This window comes from Paraburkholderia sp. BR10936, from assembly GCF_040965735.1.
GTDB classification, from domain to species: Bacteria; Pseudomonadota; Gammaproteobacteria; order Burkholderiales; family Burkholderiaceae; genus Paraburkholderia; species Paraburkholderia nodosa_A.
Genome location: NZ_JBFRCM010000025.1, coordinates 19,219 through 36,601 on the forward strand (window position 1 = coordinate 19,219; position 17,383 = coordinate 36,601).

Genomic DNA, 17,383 nt, shown 5'->3' on the forward strand with positions numbered 1-17,383 from the left:
ATCCCTAGTTAGTGTCTCGGCAACATTCGAAGACTTGGAAAAAAATGCAGTGCGAGACGACGATCCAATTGCCGGCAACACTGGCCTATTTTTGGCGACAGCAGGCTGTACTGGCGCAGACCACGAGCAACGTGCCGATGCTTTGCAAGCCCGTCATAGGCTGACCGAAGACGATAAAACCGATTGCGGCGGCAATGGCGGGTTCGACGCTCATCAGAATGCCGAACGCGGACGCCGTCATGCGCCGCAGCGCGAACATTTCGAGTACGTAGGGCAGGAGCGGCACGAGTACCGCGAGATATGCGGCGTCAATCAGTTGAGCGGCGGGGCAGATGGCCACCGCTTTGCGCAAGACCAAACGGCGTGGTGACAAGGGCCGCGACGATCAGCGACATTGAGAGCCCCTGCAGGCCATCGAACAGCGTGCCGACTCGTTTCATCATCACGATGTAGGTTGCGCAGCCGAGCGCAGCCCCAATCGGAAAGACCAGCGCGGCGAGCGAGGTGGTCCATATGCCGCCCTGCCGCGCAATCAGGACGACGCCGACCATCGCCACCATGGGCCACACCACACTAGCATCCGGAATTTGCGGATGCCGGCCATCGCGACGAAGAGGGGGCCAATGAAGCTGATGGCGACTCCGAGACCAAGGGGCACGCGTTGCACGGCTTCGAAGTAGCACAGCATCATGCCGGCCATGGCGCTACCGAGAACGAGAGCGGCGATCCAGCGCTGTCGGGAGTAGGCATGGAGCGGCGGTCGCATCGCGATCGCGAGTACCAATCCCGCGAAACAAAGACGCAGCCAAGTCGTGCTGAGCGTACCGTATCGGATCATCACGGGTCGCGACAATGCAGCACCAAGCTGCACGCTGCTGCACATCGATGCGATAGCCATGGCAGGCGCGAGCACGCTGGAAAAACGTTGCGAAGACGGCTCAGAACCAAGGGCGTTAGCATCAAACGCATCGCCGTTAACTGGCTCAAGCCCGGTGTCGATACGATTCGCTTGGACGGCATCTAAATCTTCGCTCATACTCGGCTTCGTGGCAACGACGGGAGAATCCTAACAGCGCAGATCCGCTTCGTATGAGCCATTAATATTTTTGAGCGCATCAATCATATCGATGATTCGCGATCCAGAAAAAGCTTGTTCTGCAGGTAAATGGTTTTGTCGCGGTAAGATCGGAGCGCTAGAATGCACGTCTTGTGAAGTGACGGAACCGACCGCACGCTTCTCGGCAGGAGTGGGCTTGCGCGGGAGCGCCCGGTAACAAATCGACACAAACCCAACCGACGCAGCGACTCTTTGGAAAGGCATCCCGCGCATCAGTGAGGTGTATTTCAACAGCCTGCTAGATACTAGGGAAGGGCCGCGGAAGTAAGCCTCCTGGAGTAAAACGAGGATTCCGACACCCGTTTTCCGAGGTGGTACGCAAATGAATGCGCCTCGCACGGCCCTTCATGGGCAGGATACAACCATCACCGGATCGCTGTACGTCGCCTTTGAACTGGGTGACAAGAACTGGAAGCTCTCGCTGGGCGATGGAGTGCACTCCCGAGCCGCTGCACAGTGGCCGCTGGCGATACGGCCGCGGTCTTTACGGCGATTTCAAAAGCCAAAGCGCGCTGTCATCTGACCATCGATGCCCCGGTGCGCAGCTGTTATGAAGCCGGGCGTGACGGCTTCTGGCTTCGCCGCTGCCTGGAAGCACATCAGATCACGAACCTGGTGGTGGATTCAGCCAGTATCGAAGTGAACCGGCGCAGACGTCGCGTCAAGACCGACCGTCTCGACAGCGACAAGCTTCTGTCGATGCTGATGCGTTACTACGGTGGTGAGCGCCGGGCTTGGGCGGTCGCACGTATCCCCACCCCCGAACAGGAAGATGAGCGGCGGGTACACCGTGAACTCGCTCGCCTGAGGCAGGAGCGCACTGCCCATAGCAACCGCATCCGCTCGCTGCTGTACTCCACAACCTGCGGCCCGAGCGAATCGGTGGCCGCGCGTGGGCGCACTGGTGGACGCAGCACACTGCACAGCTGTTGCCTGCCCTGCGCTCCGAGATCGAACGCGAATTCGAACGGCTGTTGCTCGCTGCCAGGCCAGATCAGGGCGCTCGAGGTACAGCAGCAGCGCGAAGTGCGCAGCGGTGCGCAACCCGCGATTGCGCGGCTCGCGCTCCTTGCGGGTATCGGCACCGGCAGTGCCTGGGTCCTGATCAGGGAACTGTTTGGTTGGCGGCAGTTTCACAACCGCCGTGAAGTGGCCGGCTGCCTGGGCTTAGCCCCGACGCCCTATGCCAGCGGCACCAGTGAAGTTGAGCAGGGCATCAGCAAGATCGGCAACAAGCGAGCGCGATGGCTGATGGTGGAACTGGTTGCGCTTCCAGCCCAGCAGCCAGCTAAGCGATTGGTTCAACGAGCGCTTTGCAGGCGGCGACAAGCGTATGCGACGCATCGGCATTGTGGCACTTGCCAGACGTCTGGCGGTCGCGCTATGGCGCATTCGGCGAGATTCCCCTCGGGGCAACCCTCAAGCCCCTGCGAAGAAGGTGACAGCGACCTGAGTAGCCAACGTCGAGCGGCAGCAGCGTTTGAAGGTTCGGCGCGCCCGGACAGTAAGCGGGTCACCTTCGCAGGTGACCGTAGTTCTAGATGGGGCGCGTCCATAAGGGGCGGTTCCAGCGCCTTGCGCATGCGGTATGTGGTGCCCGGTCTCGTGCCGGAACGGATAGAAGTTGGTCCGGTCAAGTGCCCGGACTTCAGACACCCCGACCTCACTACTGTTCTCGCTTGATATGGAGGATTGCAAAACATCTGATCGAGCAGGTTGTCCACGGCCAGCGTCGTGGTCGTAACAGACGACCCCGCCGGCCGGCCGTGGATAACCACCTGTCGCGCTCGGGAGATAACTGACGGGAAAACGGATCGCGAAAGGGCTTGACTTCCATTGCACCATAGAAGTCTTACTGTGTCACAAAATCTGTTTGCGGCAAAGCGATACCTGGTCGCATTGAATACTATAGACTTCGGGCGATCGATGAGAGAAGATGTCGACGAATTTGAGACATATCCGAATCATCTTGGGCAGGCGTTAGGGCATGCCGATCGCCATGCCGGCCTCAGCGGCTACTGTTCGGGCTTGGTTTTGCCCCTGTCGCGCAAGAGTGTCGAGCCAATGGCCGCGCACATTGACCCACTTCACGCGAGTGCGAAGCACTAGTCTCTCCACCACTTTGTAGCCAGGGCAGACTGGTCTGACCGTGCGGTCTTGCAGCGGGTACGAGAATGGGTGATGCCTGCGTTAGACGCACACGCAGCCGAAGAGAACGGTTATTACTGGATTATTGACGACACCGGTTTTCCAAAGAAGGGACGTCATTCGGTCGAGGTGGCACGTCAGTACGGCGGGCAGCTCGGAAAGCAGGACAACTGTCAGGTCGCCGTAAGCCTGTCGATCGCGACGCAACGCGGCAGTCTGCTGATTGCCTGGCAGCTGTATGTCCCCAAGGAATGGATTGACGACCGTGAACGAGCGCGTTATGCCGGCACTCCCGACGATCTCACCTTCGAGACGAAACCACAGATTGCGCTGGCCCAACTTCGAGAGGCTATAGCATCCGGCATTGCACCGGGCATTGTGCTCGCAGATGCCGGGTACGGCGATAAAACCGCTTTTCGGGAAAGCATAACTGAACTGGGTTTGTTGTATGCGGTAGGGATCCGGCCTGGCACTTCAGTGTGGGCGCCCGGTATGGAGCCGCTTCCGCCCAAGCCCTGGAGCGGGCGCGGCAAGCCGCCGACATTGTTGCGCCGTGCGCCCGGCCACGAGCCGATCGCCGTGAAGGAGCTGGACATGCAATTACCCGTGAACGCCTGGCAATCCGTAACCTGGCGGGAAGGCAGCAACGCAGCACTATCCTCACGCTTTGCCGCCGTACGGGTTCGTCCCGCACATCGCGACTATTGGCGAAGCGCCGTCCGCGACGAAGAATGGCTGCTCATCGAATGGCCCGATGGCAAAACGGAGCCGCTCAAATACTTTCTCGCTACCGCCCCCGAGGAAGCGACACTTGAGCAGCTTGTGTTCGTGACCAAGATGCGCTGGCGCATCGAGCGCGACTATCAGGACCTGAAACAGGAATTTGGGCTCGGTCATCATGAAGGGAGGGGCTGGCGTGGCTTTCACCACCACGCCACACTGAGTATCGCCTCGTATGCGTTTCTGATGGCTCAGCGACTCCGAATGCGACCAGATGGACGCGATAAAAAACTTCCTTGAACGCGCGCTGCCTGCCCTTCCTCCGGATTACATCCCGCGGGGCAGTCCAGCGCGCTCAACGCCACATTCCTGATTCCATCACTACGTTGCGCATCCTGCTTGGACAAAGACTCATGCAACGATGGCTCTCTTCCTGCGCGGCAATAGAGCGCGCAACTAATTATGTGACACAGTAAGACATAAGGATATATGAGCTTCCCCAGAATTTTCGCCTTCCAGTAGGTCATGTGTAAACTCGACCCGAAGGAAGGAAAGAATCGATGTTCAAGGTACCAAAGCAGGCATACACCGCTGAGTTCAGGACGATCGCGGTAAAGCGAGTGAAGGACGGGCAAAGCGCGCGGGATGTTGCTCGTGAACTGGGGATTTCCCACCAGTCGCTGCGCAACTGGGTCAAGGCCGATGAGGCAGGCACACTCAATGTCCCGGGGACAAAGGCTGCCACGCCGGAACAGATGGAGTTCTCACGCCTGGGGGCTGAGGACAAGCGTCTGCAGATGGAACTTGAAATCGGAAAAAAAAGCGGCGGCGTTGTTCGTGAAGGACCTCCTGTGAAGTATGCCCGGATTGATTCGCATCGCCGGCACTATCCGCTGTCGGCGCTGTGCGGGTCCTGTCGGTATCGGACGTGGATGCGCGGCGGCACGCCCGGGCGCGAGCGTCTCACAGAGGCCCAGTTGCTCGCCCTGATCCAGTCTATCCACGCCGCGGTCAAGAACGCCTATGGCTCACCACGGATGACCGAGGAAGTTTGCGCACGCGGCTTTCCGGCCTGCAAGGAGCGGGTCGAGCGGCTCATGCGCGAGAACGGCATGCGGGCTCGGCACAAGCGACGTTACCCTGTCACGACGAACTCGAAGCACAAGCTCCCGGTCGCGGAAAATCTGCTGGGGCGCGATTTTCACGCCGACAGCGCCGAATCAGGTCTATACATCGGACATCACGTACATCTAGACCGATGAGGGCTGGCTGTATCTTGCGATCGTGCTGGACCTGTTTAAGCGGGAAGTTGTCAGCTGATCGATCAAGCCGCGCATGACGGCTGACATCGTGACGGACGCGCTGACAATGGCATGGTTCCGACGCCAGCCCGAGCCCGGCGCGCTGCACCATTCGGACAGGGGTGGCGAATATGCCAGCGACGACTTCCAGCGCAAGCTGGCGCAATACGGTATGTGCTGCTCGATGAGCCGCAAGGGAAACTGTTGGGACACGCCCCGACGGAGAGCTTCTTCAACAGCCTGAAGAACGAACGGGGGCATGCTACGCGATACCGTACCCATCAGGAAGCGATGGTGGACCTGTTCGGATACTTTGAAGTGTTTTACAACCGCGGTCGTCCTCATTCGTCGCTCGGCTTTGTATCGCCGGTTCAGTTGCTGCAAGACTGCATCAAAGCTCAGCAGGCCAAGGATGTGGCCGCGTAACCAGAAAACTCTGGAAGGCGAAAAACCGAGGGAACCTCAATGCTGGCGTCAGATTTGAGAGACAATAACAACCATTCGGCCAACCAAACGCTCGATCAAATCGAATTGCCAAGGGCGGCCACGCCATAGCCTCGAAATTCCTTGACGATGGCGAAATCCCGCCACGATCAAACCAGCATTCAATCGCTCCGCGTAGTGCACGACACTGTCGACCACTGTACCGTGAGAAAGGTAGCCGCTCGCCCTAATGCCTTCGCTTTTCAGACGACAAAGCGCGTTGTCCAGCAACTGTGATGTATTGCTTAAATATGTTGAATAAGCAAGGTCGGTCACGATCCCAGCTGTCGATATGAGTGCAGTGGAAATGTCGGCAACAGTAAGCACATGGAGTTCACCCGCTCCTTGCCAGCGCAGCTCGGGAATACGATTCAGAGCTTGCTGGCTTTCTTCCGATCCGTCGTAATAAACAAGAATGCTTTGATAGTCAGACACTAGGAGTCCGTTAGACTTGTGAAGTTGATAATTCGCGAATCAATCGTATTACTTCGTCGAAATCCGGCGTCCGATGCTATGGGAGAGGGCTGCGGCGGTAGGCCAGACTGGGGAAACTAACCCCCAATGACTTTCCGCCTTGGGAGACGGTCTACCAGTAGACGCAGCGCTGGTTCCAGGCAGGCTGTTTCAAATAAATGGTAAGTGTCTGCGGTTGATTATCTGCGTGACGCACGATCGCCGGGGTCAGTGGGGGCATTCTCGATGGACGCGCTCTGCAGTCGAAGTGGTAGCGTGGTCCACGCGCAGGCTATGACGGGTAGTAAGCTCATATACCCTGCCCGTGCGTACATTTGGGCAACCACTGGGCGCGCATGTCACGCCGCCGAGTGAACAGGAGCGTGCATAGATCGGGAACTGGCGCGACAGGTCGAGCAGGCTACGGGGGAGACGGTGAGAATCGCGTTCGCTGACCAAGGCTACACCGGCGAAGAGCCCACAGAAGCCGCTCGCGATGAAGGCATCGAGCTTCGCGTGGTCAGGTTGCCGGAGGCAAATGAAGGCTTTGTACTGTTGCGGCGTCGTTGGGTGGGGGAGCGCAGTTTCGGCTGGCTCAACCGCCTCAGACGACTGGCCAGAAACTACGAGGGTTTGCCCAAAACCTTGGCTGGTTTGCATTTCGTCGTGTTCTCCCTGCTTATTCTCTTCCACTGCGCAGCCCTTAACAGAGCTGCAAAGCGCCTTCTAAGCTGGCTGTTGGGTGATCTGCTGGAACACCTTTCAGCAAGCCCAACAATTTTACGAAGCCGTCTCTAAGCCTTTGAACAATTCCGTGCCAGAACGCTGTGCATCCTCGCCCAAGTCATTGTTGTCTCAGAATTCGCCACGTGTACTAGTTTCTCATGAAGTTCAGAAGCTGACGAAGGATCGATTATTCCGTTTTTGATCATCTGCGGCGCGAGGTCACTCAAGCTCATCGCGTAAAGCAACCTATCTTTGGCTGAATTGAGTAACGGGTGATATAAGCGGTAATGTTCAATTGTCAAACCGAGATTCCTGATAACACTCTCCATACGGAAGGCGATATTGTAATCACGGCCGTTCACGATAAAACAAGATCTTAAGATTCTTATAAACTCATCGATTGCTTCAGACGGTGGAAAAGAGAATGAGCCGTCATGAATCACCGGCTCTTCGCACAGCAAATGGCCATCTGGGCGGAGCGCATTCACCATTTCACGAATCGCGTGATCAGCATCCGCCACATGATGGAGCACCATCCGACAATAGACTAAGTCATATGAGTTATCCAAATGATTTAGGCAATTAACGTCACCTTCGAAAAAGCGAACATTCTTGAAACCATTTTCTCTTACCAATTCGCGGGACGCATCTAGCTGCGCCGGACTGTTATCTATAGCCGTCACCGTTCCTTGATGTCCAACCGCGCGCGCCAGATTCAGTGTCATTGCGCCACTACCGCAGCCAACTTCAAGGATCTTCCTTCCGCGAAGCGTGCCGGCTCTGCTTATAAGGTCGACACTGGACTGTTCGTATAACCGGCTTTGGATGCCGAGTCTTAGCCTGGCACTGTCATCCGTTTTTATGATGTAGCCCATATTGCCTCATTGAGAATTCTTAATTTCGATTGAGTGACGCGGCTTTTGCAACCGTTATGCTCTCGTCTTGGCCCCTGGTGATGTGCCCTCGGGTTTTCGCATTTCAGGGGCCGACTTGCGAAAGACGACGCGGGCGCTGCGGATGCGAATTTTGCGCCGATTGCAGCGGCCCTGCCCGCAGACTCTGGTCCATTGGTGGCGGTTGGCACGGACCTTGATGGGGCATCAGTCAAAGGGCCGTTGTCTAGCTGAAAACGGTGGTCCCGATACGAAAGGGCGCCACCTTTTATCGCCTCCATTAGAATCTCGCTTGCTTTGAAGTAACGTTCTGGCACCGCGTCCACATCTATCCCGAAGTAACCTCGCTTGATCGGAAGAGAGCCGAGCCTGTGCTGTTTCGAACCCACCACCGTTCAGGTGATAAAGCATGCAGATCTCTTCAAGCGCAAGTAGCGGATGACGAAGGCTATAAGCAGCATGACTAGAGGGCCGAGACGAAGTTACGCGGCGCGCTGTGCGACGCTCGACAGGAACGGCGTCGTCAATGCGCCGTAAAATGGTGCTCCGCCAGAGGGTAGGCGTAAAAGCCTCGCTGTTGACAGGCTTCGGCTAGCCCGAGGCGGTCCACGTATTGTTGTCCAATTGCGCAAATCGTCGTCGTCCAAGATGCCGAAGGCCCGCTTAGGCGGTAAAGCGTTTCTCATTCAACTCTCTCCAACTTATATCCGGATACCGGCCTAGATTGAGGTGAATCAGGGTTTGCGGGTGCGATTACCGTTTTGGTCGTCGCGCTCCAGCCCATAGACATCCCCCTCAAGCTCCGTCGCTTCTGCCAGAACGCCGGTGATAAGGTCCATATCCTTGGCGGTCAAGGTGAGACCTGAGATGGCGACGTTCGAGGCTAGATGAGTGCGGTCGCGCGCGCCGATGATGACGGCCGCCACCCCCGGTCGGTCGAGCATCGCAGCGCTGGCGACTGTGGCGATGTCGGATCCGTGCCGGTCCGCGATCTGGCGGAGCATTGTCAGAAGGGCCTGGAATAGATCCCAACCGCCGATGTCGTCGATAATCCGCTTATATTTGACCAGCGAACGGTTCTCCAGCTCCCATGTCGGTTCCGGTGCGCCGAACCATCTGTCGGCGAGGAAGCCGCCTGCCACGGTTCCATAGCACAGAAGGGGGATACCGTACTCGACTGCCGCCGCAGCCATCCGCCGCTCTGGACGTCCGTCGAGCAGCGAATACTGCACCTGCATGCAGGTAAACGGCACTCCTGCGTTCACGATCTCCAGCATATGGTAAGTGTCGAAATTGGTGCCGCCGATCTTATCAATCTTGCCGGCGCGGCGAAGATCATCGAGCCACAGCGCCACCTCGATCCAACGTGGCTCTCGGTATTCCCACCAGTGGAGTTGTACGAGGTCGAGCCGCTCCTGGTTGAGGCGTTGCAGTGACTGGTCGATCACCCTCTCGACATAAGACTTGCTGATGCGCCGTAGTATGTCTAAATGCGGCACAAATTTGGTATGGACTTTGATTCGGGCGAGGGCCTCTTCCCCTCGCAGATCGCGATAGCGCCTTCTAAAATGACCGATCAGTTCTTCGACCCCGGTATAGATGTCGGCACAGTCGAAGGTGGTTATTCCGGCATCCGCGAAGGCCACCAGGTCCGCCACGGGATCTTCGCTTCGGGGCGTGCAGTGGCCACTCGCGAGTTGCCAGCCTCCGTGGATCACTCGTGAAATCTCGTAGTTTGGGGCGAGCTGGATACTCTGCATCTTAGTTGCGCCTTATAACGGTCATCATGGTGCGGCCCCGGTGTGCTTGCGAGGGGTTGAACTGGCATTGCCAACGCCGATCGGATAACTAACCATATAGGAGGAAAGCCGACCGATCGGGAGGTTGGCGCGCTTGGAATTCGCTGAGTATGGACATGCGGAAGGCTGATACGCAGGCCTGCCACTCCTAAAGCCTCCTGCCGTTCCCCGATCCGTTCTATGGCCATTTGTCCGACCTTGACGTTCATACGACCCGCTCCAGCATCATCCGACCAGCTTCCGCGTAGTGCCGCTGGTGGACCATGGCGTGTTGCGCAGCCGCCTGCAGATCGCGCAGCCGCCGCTGAAGTGGTGAAGATTCATACACTGCGACACCGCCGGCCAGGGTAAAGCAGGCATGCGCTGCGCGGGCACAGATCGTCGCAATCCAGATTCCAGTCTGTATGCCCTCGCTGTACAGCGCTTGGCCATTCAGCGTGCCGGCCAAGGCGTGCCGCCAGTGACTCTCCGCCTGAACCTGCATGGCCGCCCGCGCCGCACGCACATCTGCCTCAATTCGGCCCAGCTCGCCCAAGACCATCTCCGAGTCGCGCATAGGAGCCGGCGCTCGAAGTTGTTGCCTGCCGCTTTGGGCGAGCTCGGCAACATCCGACAACGCGCCCTCCGCGATGCCTACGCAGACCGCGCCAATAAGCACCGACTGGAGGTGCCGCCAAGCTTGATAAAGCGGTCCCGGTTCGCATGATGCGCCAGCCGGAAAGTCGAAAAAATTGGCCTCCGACGCGAGTACGTTCTGTAGGGCTATGTGGTGACTGCCGGTACCTCTGAGGCCGGAGGCGTGCCAAGTGTCTTCAATATGCCAAGCCGAGGCCGGCAAGGCGACACCCCGGACCAAGGCTGGCCCGGCATCCCCTGCCGGGCCAAGGAGTGGCTTTCCTCCTTCCGACATGACACACAGACCCGCCATCCAGTCGGCGTTGCGGCAACAACTGGCGAACGGCCAACGGCCGCTGATCTGCCACCCACCTGGCACTTTCTCGGCGGTGCCTCCAGGCATGGATACGCTAGCTATGATGATGTCCGACTTCTCCTGATACATCAGATCGTAAGTCTGTCTCGGCAATCGAGGGCTCATAATTGCCGATGAAATGCCGATCATCGCGGTCCAGCCGACTGACCCGTCGAGCCGAGCCAACGCGCTGATCACTTCCATTCCCCAAGGCAAATCTAACTCTAATCCTCCACGGCTGCGTGGCACGAACACGCGGAACACCCCGATCGATCGCAATTTCTCGATAAGGTCGGACGGCATGCATCGTCCGGCTTCGATTTCGGTTACGCGCGCGAGCATGTCCGGGGCAAGATCGCGAATCGCGTCGAGGATCCGACCGGCTGCAACTGACGAGATCTCCAGGCCCTCGTCGTCAGAGGGGGCTTGAATTTCAGCTTGATGCCCCTTTGGCACCGGGCGATCTGACTCGTGTAGAGCATTACTTTGCTTCATTAGTTTCAGCATGTGTCTGATTAATTAAATGAGCGAGCATGCCTTCACCTATGACAGGTTCAGTGCGGCGGTGGTTAGTTGTTGCGCCTTACGTCATGATTGACCAGCATTACGCGGTTCTCGTGCTAATCGCCTACCCGGCTGCAGTCTATATGCTATTGGTTCTGTGACGGGCAGCGTGCGTTCATTTCTGTGGTTTATGTGGCAAGCATCAATTGTGGCTGTAGGCGGGGGATTGGTGAGCCGGACCATGGGTTTTCCTCCTGTGCGCTTAGCGTGGTTGGAATGCAAGACCCGCGCAAATAGGCACTCGCGGTTCGGCCTCGGGTTGACAAATCTATTGTTCGTCGACGGATCTAATACTTTATACACGCTTTCAGAAGTGTGCCTCGCGTTCAGTAGAGACGCAAGGCAATTAATATCAAAAGAATTGAAATGTCGTTCAGTTATAGTAATGTCGCAATCATTGCATCGCCGAGAGATGACCGCTCAGATATTCCAGTTGACGGTTTCGCGTTCACCGCGCGTGACAATCGTCTTATCCACATGGCGTTGAGCTGTATGCTTGCATGCTGGAAGTCGATCGGTGCGGCGCCGTCAAAACCCGGCGCGAGCGATGCTAACCCGCGTTTAGATTCTTAACGGCAGGCCACTCACACCTCAGCAGAAAGCATGCTGCCAAGGAGTAAATGTAGCGAAAAAAGGCGCGTCATGCGGGTGGGCATGACGCGAAGGGAATAACCGCCGATGTCGACCCAACTGCGTTAATGTCCGACTATCAGGACTAGCGAGGGCACTGTAACGTAAGATGTCTCGATGAAGAAAAGAAAATCGCTTTATCACGGCCACCGCTTCCCAGCGGCAATCATTAGTCTCGCGGTTCGGCGGTGTTTCTGGTTCCAATTTAGCCTGTGTGATATTGAAGAACTGCTGTTCGAGCGCGCTGTCGTTGTCAGTTACGAGACGGTGCCGAAAACAGCCATCAACCTACGCGTGAGCGCGAACGCCGGATGTGTGGTTTCCGCGATCCTGGTCGCACACAAGCGTTCTTATCGAGCTTCGGACCGATTCGCCAGCACTTCGCGCTCAAGCGACATTTACTGCGTGCATCACTCTATCGCAAACAGCTCGACGCACGCTCTGCCGGGTGGCATCGCTTCACTAGGCTCACCCAAGATCCGTCCAATTTCTGAGCGAATGTACGTCCTGTGCGCTCTTGCATCTCGTACCTTAACGTGACAACGCCAATTCTACGGGTGAGCCCGTCTCCCAAGAACCATATGATGCATATCAACGTCGATGTCGAGTCGCATGAGTATCTTTGCGAATGCAGGTGCGCAAGCGTGCGGCAAGCCGTTAGCGCGTGGCGCACCGCGTTTACTAACATTTTCAAAGTATTGTCACAATGACGAGACAGTACGAGCATGAAATCCAAACGTCATCCCTATGGCCGGAAACTGGATCACGTGAGGTTGCAGGCAATGCGCCAGCAAGCAGTGAAGCCGTTGGCGAACGACAGGACGTGGCGAGTGTAGTGGCGGCCTGCGGGGTGAACGAACGCAGCGTCTATCGTTGGCTGGCCGACTTCGCCAACGGCGGACAAAGCGCCTTGCTCGTCGAGCCGGTCCTCGGCCGGGCGCCAAGGTCACTGCCGAGGAGATGCGCTGGCTGGCGCAAGCCGTACGGGGCCTCACGCCGTTGCAGTTCAAGTTTTAATTCGCACTGAAGCTGGACGACTATGAAGAATATGATCGACACCGACACGATGGAGCGGCGCGAGCGAATCCGAAAAAAGGCCTTCGAATTCGCCGAAAGCGGTGCCTTTACCAATTGGCAAGCAATTGGGGTGGCGCTCCGCTCACAATTTTCAACTAGTCACGTGGAGGATATCCTCGCGAGCCCATTCTGTCGTCTGGATCTGAATAATCGATGCGACAAAGCCCGCCGTCACGATCTGTCCGATAAAGATATTCACGAGCGAGACGGCAAGCAAGGAGGCATTGAATAGCGATCAACCGATCTTGCGCGAGATGCTCAATGCGTTGCGCTGGATGGCTCGCGCTTGGGCGGCGTGGCGAGTGCTGCCGACCAATTTATACGCCGTGGCAACTCGTGTACCAGCAGACACAACGATGGCTGGCGGCCGTCTGTTTGGCTTTTTCAAGTCGAAGGCGGTTAGAATGAGAGGGTGAAGAGGAACAAAACGCCGTACTATGGTTTGCGTTTTCCGGCCGCGATCATCAGCTGCGCGGTACGCTGGTACTACCGCTTTAACCTGAGCCTGAGCGACGTGGAGGAGTTATTGCTCGAGCGCGGCGTGATGGTCAGCTACGAGTCGGTGCGAAACTGGTGCGACCGGTTCGGGGCCCACGCGGCGCGGGAAAGCCGCGCGCGCAAAGCCTGGCTCCACCTGGCATCTCGATGAAATGTTCGTGAAGCTGCGCGGCGGGTCGTACGTGCTGTGACGCGCGGTGGACGAACATGGAGCAGAGCTTAGATGTGCTGCTGCAAGAGCGCCGCGACAAGGCTGCGGCCAAACGCTTCTTCAGGGGGGCTCTGCTCGCACCCCCGGTGCCCACGAAGATCGTTACCGACCAGTTGCGGAGCTACCCGGCAGCCAAAGCGGAAGTGACCGAGCTGGTCGGTGTGAAGCACCTCTTCGTGAAGGCCTCTGCCGGGGTCAACAACCGCGCCGAGAATAGCCACCAGCCCACGCGCGGGCGTTAGTGTCAAACGCAGGGGTTTCGCGATCCACACCGAACGCAGGCGTTTCTTACGCGCTTCGGACCGATCCGTCAGCATTTCGGCGTTGCCCCGGCATCAAATGAGCGCAGCCTGCCATAGAGCTGAACTTCAGGCGCACCTGCGCTGCTGGTTTGAGTGGACCGGTACGAACTGCATGGTTATCTGATAAGGATGCCTATTGTTAATGGGGTTTGGCAAACTCCATCGCTTAACTTGACAAAGCCAGACAAGGCATTCCAGACGTGGAAGCCGACCGCACCGAAGGCGGCCGGTTCGAACTGATCGCATCGACTAGCACGGAGGACAGAATCAGGTGAAAGGCGATACGTACAAGCACCTCATCGCCGAGTTGCAAAAGTTGAACCGGCGCATTGAGAGTGCGAGGCAGGACGAACGGCAAAACGTTTTGCGGGAGATTCGTGAGAAGATGACCGAGTGGGATATTACTTCGAACGAGCTCCGGCGATATCGACGTGGCACGTACCACATGAAGCCGGTTCTCGCGAAGTACCGAGACCCGGCCACTGGCCGCGAGTGGAGCGGCCGGGGCCGTGAACCGGCCTGGATCGCTGGCAAGGATCGCAGTCTGTTCCTCATCGAGAGCGACGATGCACCAGCCGGCACGCTGCGGGCCGTTCGCGCTGGTTAACTCTCTCTCGGCCTGCGCTACGTCGAGCCTCGTTGCGAGTCTCTGGCCAGGTGCGGCCGCACGTAGGCGCCCGCCGCGCGGAGTTCATCTCGGTTTCGGTTTGTGCCTGTGGCCGTTTCCCTGATTCGCCGTCCTGTCACGCACAATAGCTAACCCGCTACGGCCATCAAGGGCCGCGCGGAGCTGCGACGCGTCGAGCAGGGACTGTGCGAGACGCTCGGAATTCCGAGCGCGGTAGGATGATATCCTGAGCAGGGATGATCGCGTCCTTTTTGACTGAAGCGTAAGTGGCGGATGAAGCAGCTGCTAGTTCGAGGCAGAGCCGGCCATCGACGGTGAGATTTTTTGACAGTCGCAGGGTGAACCTTTGCAAGATAATCTGCAACGCCAATTTATGGTAAGACGAAACGCTTCAACAGCGTGTTAGACGCTCAATGGCCCCGGCTACCGGGCGAGGGATAACCGACAGGGCGGCGCAGACAATCAAGCGACGCCCGAAGGGATCTGTCAGATTTTTAGTTGCGGAGGTCATAAGACTACTAAGATTTCGGAAAGTGCTCTGCATGACTACATGAAAAGTCTTGTTTTCGTGCCGTTTGGCACGAAAACCCGCAGCGTGCTCATGCAACATGCATTACTCTCCGCGGTATGTAGCCACCTGCTCCATCAGTTGGCGCTCCGAGCGAACGCTGTAAAGCATCCAGACTAGCATGGCTCGCAGCAACTTCCCTGGCGCGACGCTCGACCGTCCAAGCGTGGTCAAGTTCATCTTTTCCATGTGTTCCATTGGATACCAAATAAGGTGCTTTTTCAACGATACAATGGACTAAAAGGGGCATCAATATGATTGAAGTATCCAGAAGAAATAACCATTTATATAAAGCGAATTGGTGCTGCTAGGATTTGTGCCTCATCGTCACTGAGCCGTGTATGAGCGAAGAATCGGATTCCGTCCGCGTAAATCGTAGTGCAAGTGGGCCCGCGCCTATCATGGCCATCGCGTCGATGTGCAGCGTACAGCTTGGTGCCGCGTTGCCGCGGCCCGTGATGGCACAATATGGTACGTTCAGCACGACTTGGGTGTGCCTTTGTTTCGCGGGCGTGGTACCGTCAATCGTGGTGCGACCGCCGCTTCAACCTTCTCCGGCGGCGCTAGATCGCCGCCATCGTCCTCGGTAGTGCGATGGCGGGCATGACGCTGTGCTACTTCGAAGCCGTCCGGCGCGTGCGTGTCACTCGGTCTTGCAGTCGCCATCAGCTTTCTCGGGCCGCTCTCCTTCGGTCGGTAGCCGCAAGTTCCGCATGCAGTGTGGCCCGTGCTTGCGCTGGCCGGCGTCCTGCCGCTTGCGCAGCAGGACGGCATGTAGGCCCCCTGGTTCGGGGCGCTCGTGTTTCCGATCGGGTCTGCGAGAAATCGTCAAGAATGGTGTATGCGGGTCGGTGGCATGATCAGGCGGCCAGCGCTTGATGGCCAGCATCGGATGTGGCCGTCAGACATAGGCCCACGCCAGCAGACTGTATCTTGGCATCGAACGCGACGGCCCGCTGCCGACGACGGTGTGGAACCGCTTCGTCGAATGGTAATCGGACCGCTATAACAAGACGGTCACTGAGGCCGCGGGCCGCGCCTTTTGTCTCGACACCGTCAAGGGTTCGCTGGAAAGAAACCTCGATCTTCTGCATGACTTGATCCAGCGCACGAGCGATTCTGGCATCTCCCGCTAAGGGGGCGATTAGCATGGTTTGATCAAAACGTGCAAATCGCATGAGGGCAAAGACGCAAAACGGTAGCGCTGGAACGGAACTTCCTGCACTTCGGCTCGGGCAGTGGCGGCGAAAGGGTTGCCGCAATCTACGCGCTGGTCGCCACGGCCAAGCTGAACGGCCTCGACCCCGAAGCTCTGCGCTACGTCATTGCATGTATCGCCGATCATCCAGTCAGTCGCGTCGGCGAACTGCTTCCGTGGGTAATTGCCGATCATCTCAAGAACGACCACGCCTGAGAATCCTCAAGCACTCACCGGTGTCAAGAACGGCCTGCACCGTACGCTTACGCGAGGACTGGAGGCGGCCACATCACTCGGTGGTGACGGCGAAGTTTTTGGACGCGAAAGACAGGCCACTAGGCGACGACGTGATCTCGAAGCCGTACTGAACCTCACCAAGCACGACGTCATCGAAATAATTCCGCGACTTGAGGTAATTCATGAACGCCAGCACGTCGAGCGTGGTGTGGTCGGTCTTTGTTGTGCGAAGAAACGAATAGACCGTGTTACGGCCGTTGCTGCCCACGTAGACATTCCAGGTACCACCCGACAGCGGGACATCTTTCTGAATTGGGATCGCACAGCCGGAGAACGTCCAGTTCGCGGAAATCGGTTTGACGTTGCCGCAGCCATCAGGCAATCCGGTATAGTTGAGCCAGACCATGATTTCGTGCGCATTGTTTCCGGCCCAGATATCGAAGGTCGATTCCCAAGCGCCGCCGTAAGGCGTGGTCGATGAGACGACAGCGGTCAGCGAGTTAAGCGAACTGAGTGGCTTGTTGACCGCGTATCCGATGTGCGGATAAGACTTGATGTGGCCGGTGTCGGGTTGTTTTGAAGAGACGCCCCAGTCAACGTTGCTCTTGGCCCAGATCGTCTGCTTGCCTGCGGCGACACCTTGGCAGGGCGCCCAAACGTCATTGTTGAACGTATAGCTACCGTAGGAGCTAGAAGCAAAAAGGAGATCGGCCGGATAGCAGGACGAGGCTTCGGGCGAAGTTGCAGACCAGCCATCGGCCTGTGCTTCTGCACTGCAAACCATCAAAACTGTGGCGGCACAGCCGGCGAGGAATGGCGTTCGCGGCATAAGGTTGCTGTCTCCTATACAGTGGATGATG

12 protein-coding genes and 9 pseudogenes are annotated in these 17,383 nt (G+C 57.6%); 11 read left to right on the forward strand and 10 right to left on the reverse strand.

Annotated elements, in window-relative coordinates; translation table 11 throughout:
• Window positions 1–85 precede the first annotated feature (85 nt).
• The 3 genes from AB4Y36_RS35340 to AB4Y36_RS35350 are packed head-to-tail and all read right to left on the reverse strand — an operon-like array spanning window position 86 to window position 1,036.
• Window positions 86–286 (reverse strand): EamA family transporter, encoded by a 201-nt coding sequence (locus AB4Y36_RS35340; protein WP_368619626.1) that lies wholly within the window; start codon window positions 284–286, stop codon window positions 86–88.
• 22 nt (window positions 287–308) lie between these two features.
• Window positions 309–560 (reverse strand): hypothetical protein, encoded by a 252-nt coding sequence (locus AB4Y36_RS35345; RefSeq protein WP_342950270.1) that lies wholly within the window; start codon window positions 558–560, stop codon window positions 309–311.
• On the reverse strand, window positions 533–1,036 hold the full coding sequence (locus AB4Y36_RS35350) for a hypothetical protein (RefSeq protein WP_342950269.1): 504 nt from the start codon (window positions 1,034–1,036) through the stop codon (window positions 533–535). Before AB4Y36_RS35350 ends, AB4Y36_RS35345 begins: the two co-directional genes overlap by 28 nt.
• A gap of 537 nt (window positions 1,037–1,573) precedes the next feature.
• Here AB4Y36_RS35350 and AB4Y36_RS35355 point away from each other — a divergent pair.
• The 3 genes and pseudogenes from AB4Y36_RS35355 (at window position 1,574) to AB4Y36_RS35365 (ending at window position 5,712) form a co-directional block, all read left to right on the forward strand.
• Window positions 1,574–2,800: a transposase gene (locus AB4Y36_RS35355; protein ID WP_368619625.1), complete on the forward strand. Its 1,227-nt coding sequence runs from the start codon at window positions 1,574–1,576 to the stop codon at window positions 2,798–2,800.
• Window positions 2,801–3,043: 243 nt separating this feature from the next.
• Window positions 3,044–4,358: pseudogene (locus AB4Y36_RS35360) on the forward strand (IS701 family transposase).
• A gap of 187 nt (window positions 4,359–4,545) precedes the next feature.
• Window positions 4,546–5,712 (forward strand): annotated as a pseudogene (locus AB4Y36_RS35365) (IS3 family transposase).
• A gap of 48 nt (window positions 5,713–5,760) precedes the next feature.
• Here the strand turns inward: AB4Y36_RS35365 and AB4Y36_RS35370 are convergent.
• Window positions 5,761–6,204 carry a universal stress protein gene (locus AB4Y36_RS35370; RefSeq protein ID WP_368685447.1) on the reverse strand — a complete coding sequence of 148 codons (444 nt, stop codon included), beginning with the start codon at window positions 6,202–6,204 and terminating at the stop codon, window positions 5,761–5,763.
• 113 nt (window positions 6,205–6,317) lie between these two features.
• Here AB4Y36_RS35370 and AB4Y36_RS35375 point away from each other — a divergent pair.
• Window positions 6,318–6,939, forward strand: a pseudogene (locus AB4Y36_RS35375) (transposase); the annotation flags it as partial.
• Between the two features lie 77 nt (window positions 6,940–7,016).
• Here AB4Y36_RS35375 and AB4Y36_RS35380 read toward each other — a convergent pair.
• The 3 genes from AB4Y36_RS35380 to AB4Y36_RS35390 all read right to left on the reverse strand — a co-directional run bounded on the left by AB4Y36_RS35380 (window position 7,017) and on the right by AB4Y36_RS35390 (window position 11,117).
• The gene (locus tag AB4Y36_RS35380; RefSeq protein WP_083245587.1) at window positions 7,017–7,823 is read right to left on the reverse strand and encodes a class I SAM-dependent methyltransferase; all 807 of its coding nucleotides are present in this window, start codon (window positions 7,821–7,823) and stop codon (window positions 7,017–7,019) included.
• 752 nt (window positions 7,824–8,575) lie between these two features.
• The gene (locus AB4Y36_RS35385) at window positions 8,576–9,601 is read right to left on the reverse strand and encodes an aldo/keto reductase (RefSeq protein WP_069268311.1); all 1,026 of its coding nucleotides are present in this window, start codon (window positions 9,599–9,601) and stop codon (window positions 8,576–8,578) included.
• 244 nt (window positions 9,602–9,845) lie between these two features.
• Entirely contained in the window at window positions 9,846–11,117 is a 1,272-nt protein-coding gene (locus AB4Y36_RS35390; RefSeq protein WP_218108682.1) for an acyl-CoA dehydrogenase family protein, read from the reverse strand.
• A gap of 804 nt (window positions 11,118–11,921) precedes the next feature.
• Between AB4Y36_RS35390 and AB4Y36_RS35395 the strand changes: the two are divergent.
• The 6 genes and pseudogenes from AB4Y36_RS35395 (at window position 11,922) to AB4Y36_RS35420 (ending at window position 14,499) form a co-directional block, all read left to right on the forward strand.
• Window positions 11,922–12,298, forward strand: a pseudogene (locus tag AB4Y36_RS35395) (transposase).
• Window positions 12,299–12,529: 231 nt separating this feature from the next.
• Window positions 12,530–12,818: pseudogene (locus AB4Y36_RS35400) on the forward strand (helix-turn-helix domain-containing protein); the annotation flags it as partial.
• A gap of 25 nt (window positions 12,819–12,843) precedes the next feature.
• The gene (locus AB4Y36_RS35405; protein WP_368685448.1) at window positions 12,844–13,113 is read left to right on the forward strand and encodes a hypothetical protein; all 270 of its coding nucleotides are present in this window, start codon (window positions 12,844–12,846) and stop codon (window positions 13,111–13,113) included.
• A gap of 13 nt (window positions 13,114–13,126) precedes the next feature.
• A pseudogene (locus AB4Y36_RS35410) lies at window positions 13,127–13,241 on the forward strand (transposase); the annotation flags it as partial.
• Window positions 13,242–13,293: 52 nt separating this feature from the next.
• Window positions 13,294–14,016, forward strand: a pseudogene (locus AB4Y36_RS35415) (IS6 family transposase).
• A 147-nt stretch (window positions 14,017–14,163) separates the two neighbouring features.
• On the forward strand, window positions 14,164–14,499 hold the full coding sequence (locus tag AB4Y36_RS35420) for an H-NS family nucleoid-associated regulatory protein (RefSeq protein WP_069268313.1): 336 nt from the start codon (window positions 14,164–14,166) through the stop codon (window positions 14,497–14,499).
• A gap of 655 nt (window positions 14,500–15,154) precedes the next feature.
• On the opposite strand, the pseudogene AB4Y36_RS35425 reads toward AB4Y36_RS35420, so the two are convergent.
• Window positions 15,155–15,250 (reverse strand): annotated as a pseudogene (locus tag AB4Y36_RS35425) (transposase); the annotation flags it as partial.
• Between the two features lie 698 nt (window positions 15,251–15,948).
• The gene (locus tag AB4Y36_RS35430) at window positions 15,949–16,182 is read right to left on the reverse strand and encodes a hypothetical protein (RefSeq protein WP_176732985.1); all 234 of its coding nucleotides are present in this window, start codon (window positions 16,180–16,182) and stop codon (window positions 15,949–15,951) included.
• Window positions 16,183–16,298: 116 nt separating this feature from the next.
• Between AB4Y36_RS35430 and AB4Y36_RS35435 the strand changes: the two are divergent.
• Window positions 16,299–16,502 (forward strand): annotated as a pseudogene (locus AB4Y36_RS35435) (transposase domain-containing protein); the annotation flags it as partial.
• 73 nt (window positions 16,503–16,575) lie between these two features.
• Here AB4Y36_RS35435 and AB4Y36_RS35440 read toward each other — a convergent pair.
• The gene (locus AB4Y36_RS35440) at window positions 16,576–17,352 is read right to left on the reverse strand and encodes a glycosyl hydrolase (RefSeq protein ID WP_069268316.1); all 777 of its coding nucleotides are present in this window, start codon (window positions 17,350–17,352) and stop codon (window positions 16,576–16,578) included.
• Window positions 17,353–17,383 lie beyond the last annotated feature (31 nt).